This window comes from Rhodobaculum claviforme, assembly GCF_016653255.1.
GTDB classification, from domain to species: domain Bacteria; phylum Pseudomonadota; class Alphaproteobacteria; order Rhodobacterales; family Rhodobacteraceae; genus Rhodobaculum; species Rhodobaculum claviforme.
Genome location: NZ_NHSD01000151.1, coordinates 1 through 8,364 on the forward strand (window position 1 = coordinate 1; position 8,364 = coordinate 8,364).

The following is an 8,364-nucleotide window of genomic DNA, read 5'->3' on the forward strand; positions in this document are numbered from 1 at the left end:
GCAGGGGGGTCAGAGCGTGACGGTGCGGGGGCGGCGGCGTTCGAACCAGAACACGATCATGCTGCGGGTCACGAAGATCGCCGTGAACACCGACGTCACGATCCCCAGCCCCAGCGTGACGGCAAAGCCGCGCACCGGGCCCGAGCCCATGGCGAACAGGATCACCGCCGTGATGAAGGTGGTGATGTTGGCATCGAGGATCGCCGAGAGCGCCTTTTCGAACCCGAGCTCGATGGCGCGGGCGGGGCCCTTGGCGGTGCGCAACTCCTCGCGGATACGCTCGAAGATCAGGACGGTGGCGTCCACGGCCATGCCGATGGTCAGCACGATCCCCGCGATCCCCGGCAGCGTCAGCGTGGCGCCGACCAGCGAGAGCAGCGCAAAGATCATCGCGATGTTGAACAGCAGCGCGAGGCACGCGATGATCCCGAACAGCCCGTAGCTGAGGATCATGAACCCCAGCACCGCCGTCAGCGCGACCGCGGCCGCGACCTGGCCCGCATCGATGCTGTCCTGGCCCAGTTCGGGACCGACGGTGCGTTCCTCGAGGAACACCATCTCGGCCGGCAGGGCCCCGGAGCGCAGCAGGACCGCGAGCTGGGTCGATTCCTCCACCGTGAAGCGGCCGGTGATGATGCCCGACCCGCCCGAGATGTGGCTCTGGATGGTGGGGGCGGACACGACCTCGTTGTCGAGGACGATGGCAAAGGGGCGGCCGATGTTGCCGGCGGTGTATTCGCCGAACGCCCGTCCGCCCTGCGCGTTGAAGCGGAAGTTCACGGCGGGGCGGTTGTTCTGGTCGAAGGCGGGTTGTGCGTCCACCAGCTGCTCGCCCGACACCACCGGTGTCTGCTGCACGATGTAGTACAGCCCCGGCTCGTCGGCCGACGGCACGATCATGTTGCCCGGGCCGGGCGGGTCCGCGGCGTCGCTGGCGGTGCCTTCGACGTGGTGAAAGGCCAGCCGCGCAGTGGTGCCGATCAGCGCCTTCAGCTCGGCCGCCGAGCCGATGCCGGGGACCTGGATCAGGATGCGGTCGGTGCCCTGGCGCTGGATGGTCGGCTCGCGGGTGCCGGCCTCGTCGACGCGGCGGCGGATGATCTCCAGCGACTGCTGCATGGTGCGGTCGTCGGTGGCGGCGCGTTCGGCCGCCGACAGGGTGACGACAATCTCGTCCCCGTCCGCGCTGATGTCGAGGTCGCGGTTCCCCGCGCCGGTGAAGCTGAACACCGGACGGGCAAGGTCGCGCACCACCTCCAGTGCACGGGCCATGCCCGCGGGCTCCGAGATCTGGACCCGCAGTTCGGCCGGGTCGGGGCTGGGCACGCGGCGGATGTTGCCGACGCTCGTCCGTTCGGTGCGCAGCGCGTCGCGCACGTCGGGCCACAGCGCGTCGATGCGGTTGGCATAGACGTCGGCGACCTGCACCTCGGCCAGCAGATGGGCGCCGCCGCGCAGGTCGAGGCCGAGGTTGACGATGCGCGACGGCATCCAGTCCGGCCAGAGGCCGCGCTCGGCCTCGGCCTCGGGCGACGGGCCCTGCGCCTCGATCACGCGCAGGGCGTCGTTGTGGCGCTCCACCCGGTCATAGAACAGGTTGGGCGCGGCAAGGATCAGGCCCAGCGCCACGAGGGCCCAGATCATCACCCGCTGCCAGGTCGGGATATAGAGCATGACGACTCCCACTCGGCGGCCCGGCGCCGGGGCGCGGGCGTCGGTCGATGCCCCGCCGGGCTCAGGCCTCGGTGGCGGGCTCGGTCTTGGACATGACGGTCTGGATGGTGTGGCGCAGCACGCGCACCTTCACGCCCTGGGCGATCTCGACTTCCAGCTCGCCGTCTTCCTTGACCTTGACGATCTTGCCGATCAGCCCGCCCTGGGTCACGACCTGGTCACCGCGCCGCAGCGCATCGACCATGTTCTTGTGTTCCTTGAGTTTTTTCTGCTGGGGGCGGATCAGCAGAAACCACATGATCAGAAAGATCAGGACCAGCGGCAGCAGGCTGACAAAGGCACCGGCGGCACCGGCGTCCTGGGCATAGGCGGGACTGACGAACATCGCATCCTCTTGTGTGACGGGCGCGGCGCCCCCGCGCCGGCGGCGTCACGCAAACAGTCGTTCGGGGACGCACCCCTTGGGCCGTCCCGCTCAGGGGGCAACCTATCCGCGGGGCGGTGGCTTGGCAAGGCACGCGCCATCACGGCCCCGGGGGGCGGCGTCAGTAGCCCATGATCATGCCCTTGAGGGCTTCCTTCTCCATCGACAGCTCGTCTAGGCGCGCCTTGACCACGTCGCCGATGGAGATGAGACCGATCATCCGCCCGTCGCGCATCACCGGCATGTGGCGGATGCGGCGTTCGGTCATGCGCGCCAGCACCATGTCGGCCAGGTCCTCCACGCCGCAGGTCACGACCTCGCGGGTCATCATGGCGCTGACGTGATCTTCCAGGCAGTCGGTCCCGCGGCGGCCGATCTCGCGCACGATGTCGCGTTCCGACAGGATGCCGGCGGGGGTGATGTCGTCCTCGGTGACCACAAGCGCGCCGATACGGTTCTTCGACAGCAGGCGCGCGGCGTCCGCCACGGTGCTGCCCGGCGTGACCGTCGTCACCGTGTCGCCCGTGCGCTTGTTGCGCAGGATCTGGTGGACCAGCATGGCGGAAACCTCCCTTTCAGCCTCAGCTTTTACCGTCCGCACGCCCGCCCGCCCTGTCAAGGGTGCTGTCGCGCGGGCTCAGGCCGCCCTCCAGCCGGGCGACCTCGCGGCGCAGGCCAAGCGCCAGCGCGCGGGCGAACCGGTTCAGCCGCGCGATGCGGGCGTCGGCGGCGTGGCGGATCAGCCAGAAGCTGCGGGTCAGCGCGACCTCCGCGCCCAGCACCCGCTCCAGCTCCGGCGCGAAGGGCAGGGCAAAGGCGTGCACGATCCCCACCCCGGCCCCCTGCCGCAGCCAGTTCAGCTGCACCGGCACCGAGTTCGACGCCAGCGGCACCGCCTCGGCGCCGATCTCGGACAGATAGTCGAGTTCGCGGTCGTGGATCATGTCGGGGATGTAGCCGACGATGCGGTGGGCACGCAGATCGCTGCGGGTGCGGATCGCCGGGTGGGCGGCCAGATAGGCGCGGCTCGCCGCCAGATGCAGGCGGTAGTCGGTGATCTTGCGCACGCTCAGCCGTCCGGCGGTGGGGCGGCTGACGGCGATGGCCATGTCGGCCTCGCGCCGCGACAGGTTGAACACCCGCGGCAACGACACCAGCTGCACCTCCAGCCCCGGATTGGCGTCGCAGATCGCCGCCAGCACCTGCGGCAGCAGATAGTTCGCGCATCCGTCCGGCGCCCCGATGCGCACCGTCCCGGTGATCCCGCCGGGGCCATGGCCGCCGGTCAGCGCCTCCAGCCCCTCGGCCACGGCTTCCTCGGCGCGCTCGGCGGCGGGGCGCAGGCGCGCGCCCTCCTCCGTCAGGGTATAGCCCTGGGCCGAGCGCTGGAACAGCCGGGTGCCCAGCGCCTCCTCCAGGCGGGCGACGCGGCGGCCCACGGTGGCCGGATCGCAGCGCAGCGCGCGGCCGGCGCGGCCCAGGCTCTCGCCCCGTGCAAGCGCGAGGAACACCCGCAGATCGTCCCAGTCTGGCCGCATCGACCCCCCTTGCAGATCTGCAATGCCGGTTTGAAACCCTGCCCCTTTGCAGGGCAATTCCGCAAGCCTATGCTCCGGCCCCATGCACTTATGCGACGGTTTCGGGAGGATACCATGCAGGAACTGACCCACTGGATCGACGGCGCCCACGTCAAGGGCACCTCGGGGCGCTTTGCCGACGTCTTCAACCCCGCCACCGGCGAGGTGCAGGCCCGCGTGCCGCTGGCCTCCACGGCCGAGCTGGACGCCGCTGTCGCCTCGGCCGCCAAGGCCCAGCCGAAATGGGGTGCGACCAACCCGCAGCGGCGCGCGCGCGTGCTGATGGAGTTCGTGCGCCTTCTCAACCGTGACATGGACAAGCTGGCCGAGGCGCTGTCGCGCGAGCATGGCAAGACCATCCCCGACGCCAAGGGCGACGTGCAGCGCGGCCTGGAGGTCGTAGAGTTCTGCATCGGCGCGCCGCAGATGCTCAAGGGTGACTTCACCGACAGCGCCGGCCCCGGCATCGACATGTACTCCATGCGCCAGCCGCTGGGCGTGGCCGCGGGCATCACGCCCTTCAACTTCCCCGCCATGATCCCGATGTGGAAGCTTGCGCCCGCCATCGCCTGCGGCAACGCCTTCATCCTCAAGCCGTCCGAGCGTGATCCGTCCGTGCCGCTGATGCTGGCCGAACTGCTGAAGGAGGCAGGCCTGCCCGACGGCATCCTGCAGGTCGTCAACGGCGACAAGGAGGCGGTGGACGCCATCCTCGACAACCCCACCGTGGCGGCCATCGGCTTCGTCGGATCGACCCCGATCGCGGAATACATCTATGGCCGCGGCTGCACCAACGGCAAGCGGGTGCAGTGCTTCGGCGGCGCCAAGAACCACATGATCATCATGCCCGACGCCGACATGGACCAGGCGGCCGACGCGCTGGTGGGCGCGGGCTATGGCGCGGCGGGCGAGCGGTGCATGGCGATCTCGGTCGCGGTGCCGGTGGGCGATGGCACCGCCGACAAGCTGATCGAGAAGCTGGTGCCCCGGATCGAGAAGCTCAAGATCGCCCCCTACACCGGCGGCAACGACGTCGACTACGGCCCGCTGGTCACGGCCGAGGCCAAGCGCCGCGTGCTGGGTCTGGTGGAGTCCGGCGTGGAGCAGGGCGCCAAGCTGGTCGTCGATGGCCGCAACTTCAACCTGCAGGGCTATGAGGACGGCTTCTTCGTCGGCCCCCATCTGTTCGACCATGTCACCCCCGACATGGAAATCTACCGCCAGGAGATCTTCGGCCCGGTCCTGTGCACCGTGCGCGCCCAGACCTATGAGGAGGCGCTGAAGCTGGCGATGGACCACGAATACGGCAACGGCACCGCGATCTTTACCCGCGACGGCGATACCGCGCGCGACTTCGCCAACCGGGTGAATGTGGGGATGATCGGGATCAACGTGCCGATCCCCGTGCCGCTGGCGTATCACACTTTTGGCGGGTGGAAGAAGTCGGGCTTCGGCGACCTCAACCAGCACGGCCCGGATGCGTTCCGGTTCTACACCCGGACCAAGACGGTCACCTCGCGCTGGCCCTCCGGGCTGAAAGAGGGCGGCGAGTTCCACTTCCGCGCGATGGACTGACGCCGGTGGTCGGGGGGCACGCCCCCCGGCCAACCCTTCCGGAGGCAATCGAACGAAAAGGGCGCCGCATTCCTGCGACGCCCTTTCCGTATGTCCGGCCTCCGCCCCGGATCAGGCGGTCACCTTGCGCTTGCGATGACCCAGCGCGCCCAGCGCGCCCAGCCCGCCAAGCAGGAGCCAGCCCGCGGCCGGAAGCGGGATCACCGACGTGCTGGTTGCATCGATGGCACCGATACGGAGGTTTCCCTCTCCCGTGTTGTCGAAAACAATACGGGTGACGTTGTCGGCGTGGCCACCGAAATCAAGCTTGTACCAAGTGTTGTGCTCTGCACACAGGTCCACCAAGCAGTCCCGATCTTTCGGCGTCGCGACGTTCACGATCACGTTGCCGTCCTCGCCTCCGTCGAATGCCAGGTTCAGCACCGACAGTTCAGCCGTATTGCCGACCAGAACGAAGGACAGCGCGTTCAGGTTGAATGCCGGCCCGGCGGGGTCGGTTGTCATCGTGGTGGTTTCGTTCTGGTTGAACGCAAGGCAGGAAGTGCTTGCGCCGATTGCGCAGTTTCCGGCGCCCGCGCCCGAGACCAACCTGACCGGGGAGAAAAGGAAGCCACCCGCCGAGATCGAGTCGAACGTCCCCGTTGTCTGGCTGAAGCTGATGTTTCCGACAAAGGAACTGTCGCCAATCTCCGATACTGTGATCGAAGCTGCCGACGCCGCCGTGGCCCCTGCAAAGAGCATCGCGATACCTGCGGCATATGCCGCGAACCCATTCGTGTTACGCAACTCACACACCCTGCACTACTGGTCAAACCTGCCAATGCACCATCGACAGGATACACACCGCCCCCCCAACCATGAGAGAACGAAAAGAAAAGCGCCGCCTTCACGCCTCCGTTCCAGGACCCCGGACCCGGGGTCAAGATTCCCCTCCCGACGACAGGAGCTTCTTCCCCACGATTACAAGAGTTTTTCTGTCTGCCGAACGAGGCAGCTCTACGCCGTTACTGGCGCCAACATAACCCTGTACATGCTTCACTCATCGGGCGCACTGATCGTCGCCGGGAGGGGAACCCTGTACCCAAGCACTATAACCAGCACACTGTTACCCCGGCGTAATCAGACCTCTTTCGTGTAACCGCGTCTTCTTCTATGTCGTTTTTGACACGATTCGACAAGAAAAATTCGGATTAGCCTTGAAATACAATCCCTGATGGAAACTATCCCTCGCGGCTACGCAAAGGTTGTAGTCCGTCCGGGTAATGCGCCGGAGGTCTTCATTTCAATCTTCAGGCGATCTGAAAGCCGATCCCGGTCGCGGTAATTGTGTTTTCGCCGGCAGTCCCATCCGCTGGCGCGCACCGGTCCGGGCCGCTGCGGCGGGCCGGCTGCATGCAGGAATCAATTGATCCCAAGCGAAAAACCCGGCACCCCGTCCGGGGAACCGTCGCAACCGGGGAGGGACGTCGATGGACTTTGCGCTGACCGAGGAACAGCAGGCGATCGCCGACATGGCGGCGGGGTTCGGGGCCGATCACATCGCCCCGCACGCCCGCACCTGGGAGGGGGAGGGGACGATCCCGCGCGATCTGTGGCCGCGGCTGGCGGAGCTCGGATTCGGCGGCCTCTATGTGTCCGAGGGCGCGGGCGGGGCGGGGCTGTCGCGGCTGGATGCCGTGCTGGTGTTCGAGGCGCTCAGCCGGTCCTGCGCCTCGGTCGCGGCGTTCCTGTCGATCCACAACATGTGCGCGGCGATGATCGACCGCTTCGGTTCGGACGATCTGAAGGCCCGCGTGCTGCCCGGCGCGCTGAGCATGGACACCGTGCTGTCCTACTGCCTGACCGAGCCCGGCTCGGGCTCGGATGCCGCCGCGCTGCGCACCAGGGCCGAGCGGACCAACGACGGCTGGCGGCTGACGGGGACCAAGGCGTTCATCTCGGGCGGCGGGTATTCGGACGCCTATATCGTCATGGCGCGATCGGGCGGCGAGGGGCCGAAGGGGATCTCGGCCTATCTGCTGCACGACGGCGCGGAGGGGCTGTCCTTCGGCGGGCTGGAGGACAAGATGGGCTGGCGGTCGCAGCCCACCCGGCAGGTGCAGATGGACGGCTGCCCGGTCCCCGTCCATGACCTGATCGGCGAGGAGGGGGCGGGCTTTCGCTACGCCATGGCGGGCCTCGACGGGGGGCGGCTGAACATCGCGGCGTGTTCGCTGGGCGCCGCGCAGGCGGCGCTGGAGGCGACGCAGCGCTACATGGCCGAACGCCGCGCCTTCGGCCAGACACTGGACCAGTTCCAGGCGCTGCAGTTCCGCCTGGCGGAGTGCGAGATCGAGCTGCAGGCCGCGCGGGTGTTCCTGTATCAGGCCGCGTGGAAATACGACGCGGGCACCCGCGACGCGACCAAGCACTGCGCCATGGCCAAGAAGTTCGTGACCGAGGCCGGCAGCCGCGTCGCCGATGCCTGCCTGCAGCTGCATGGCGGCTACGGATACCTCGCGGATTACGGGATCGAGAAGATCGTGCGCGACCTGCGCGTCCACCAGATCCTGGAGGGCACCAACGAGATCATGCGCCTGATCGTGGCGCGCGACATGCTGAAGGCCGGGGCATGAGCGCCACCGCCGACGTCGCCATCCGCACCGAAGGCCGCGCCGGGCGCATCACCCTGACCCGTCCCAGGGCGCTGAACGCGCTGGGCCACGGCATGGTGACACGCATCGACGCCGCGCTGCGGGCCTGGGCCAGCGATCCGGCCGTCGCCGTCGTCATCCTGGATGCCGAGGGCGACCGCGCCTTCTGCGCCGGCGGCGACATCGCCGAGATGCACGCCACCGGCAGCCGCGGCGACTACGGCCCCGCGCGGGCCTTCTGGCGCGACGAGTACCGCATGAATGCGCGGCTGGGGGCGTATCCCAAGCCGGTCGTCAGCCTGATGCAGGGCTTCGTGATGGGCGGCGGCGTGGGGCTGGGCTGTCACGTCAGCCACCGGGTGGTGGGCGACAGCACCCGCGTGGCGATGCCGGAGTGCGGGATCGGCCTGGTGCCGGACGTGGGCGGATCGGCGTTGCTGGCGCGGGCGCCGCTGGGGCTGGGGCGGTATCTGGGGCTGAC

General features: G+C 68.4%; 8 protein-coding genes. 3 read left to right on the plus strand and 5 right to left on the minus strand.

The annotated features are described in order from the left end of the window. Positions 1-9: 9 nt before the first annotated feature. The 4 genes from secD to CCR87_RS04850 all read right to left on the minus strand — a co-directional run bounded on the left by secD (position 10) and on the right by CCR87_RS04850 (position 3,636). On the minus strand, positions 10-1,674 hold the full coding sequence (secD, locus tag CCR87_RS04835) for a protein translocase subunit SecD (protein ID WP_201156436.1): 1,665 nt from the start codon (positions 1,672-1,674) through the stop codon (positions 10-12). Positions 1,675-1,735: 61 nt separating this feature from the next. Next, on the minus strand, positions 1,736-2,059 hold the full coding sequence (yajC, locus tag CCR87_RS04840; protein ID WP_201156437.1) for a preprotein translocase subunit YajC: 324 nt from the start codon (positions 2,057-2,059) through the stop codon (positions 1,736-1,738). 160 nt (positions 2,060-2,219) lie between these two features. Beyond that, complete coding sequence (locus CCR87_RS04845) at positions 2,220-2,657, minus strand: CBS domain-containing protein (RefSeq protein ID WP_201156438.1); 438 nt, start codon at positions 2,655-2,657, stop codon at positions 2,220-2,222. 22 nt (positions 2,658-2,679) lie between these two features. After that, positions 2,680-3,636, minus strand: a complete 957-nt coding sequence (locus CCR87_RS04850) for a LysR family transcriptional regulator (protein WP_201156439.1) — start codon at positions 3,634-3,636, stop codon at positions 2,680-2,682. A 114-nt stretch (positions 3,637-3,750) separates the two neighbouring features. Between CCR87_RS04850 and CCR87_RS04855 the strand changes: the two genes are divergently transcribed. Beyond that, complete coding sequence (locus tag CCR87_RS04855; RefSeq protein ID WP_201156440.1) at positions 3,751-5,250, plus strand: CoA-acylating methylmalonate-semialdehyde dehydrogenase; 1,500 nt, start codon at positions 3,751-3,753, stop codon at positions 5,248-5,250. Between the two features lie 111 nt (positions 5,251-5,361). Here CCR87_RS04855 and CCR87_RS04860 read toward each other — a convergent pair whose 3' ends face one another. Continuing rightward, positions 5,362-6,036: a VPLPA-CTERM sorting domain-containing protein gene (locus CCR87_RS04860; RefSeq protein ID WP_201156441.1), complete on the minus strand. Its 675-nt coding sequence runs from the start codon at positions 6,034-6,036 to the stop codon at positions 5,362-5,364. A gap of 683 nt (positions 6,037-6,719) precedes the next feature. Between CCR87_RS04860 and CCR87_RS04865 the strand changes: the two genes are divergently transcribed. Beyond that, a complete protein-coding gene (locus CCR87_RS04865) occupies positions 6,720-7,865 on the plus strand; it encodes an acyl-CoA dehydrogenase family protein (RefSeq protein WP_201156442.1) in 1,146 nt (381 codons plus the stop codon). Further along, positions 7,862-8,364: enoyl-CoA hydratase/isomerase family protein (locus tag CCR87_RS04870; RefSeq protein WP_201156443.1), on the plus strand; the 503-nt coding region annotated here is incomplete at its 3' end. The genes CCR87_RS04865 and CCR87_RS04870, both read left to right, overlap by 4 nt.

Excerpts from the sequence above, each read along its gene's own strand:
- CCR87_RS04865 (WP_201156442.1), top strand. The coding sequence starts at position 6,720 with ATGGACTTTGCGCTGACCGAGGAACAGCAGGCGATCGCCGACATGGCG.
- CCR87_RS04845 (WP_201156438.1), bottom strand. The coding sequence starts at position 2,657 with ATGCTGGTCCACCAGATCCTGCGCAACAAGCGCACGGGCGACACGGTG.
- secD (WP_201156436.1), bottom strand. The coding sequence starts at position 1,674 with ATGCTCTATATCCCGACCTGGCAGCGGGTGATGATCTGGGCCCTCGTG.
- CCR87_RS04855 (WP_201156440.1), top strand. The coding sequence starts at position 3,751 with ATGCAGGAACTGACCCACTGGATCGACGGCGCCCACGTCAAGGGCACC.
- yajC (WP_201156437.1), bottom strand. The coding sequence starts at position 2,059 with ATGTTCGTCAGTCCCGCCTATGCCCAGGACGCCGGTGCCGCCGGTGCC.
- CCR87_RS04850 (WP_201156439.1), bottom strand. The coding sequence starts at position 3,636 with ATGCGGCCAGACTGGGACGATCTGCGGGTGTTCCTCGCGCTTGCACGG.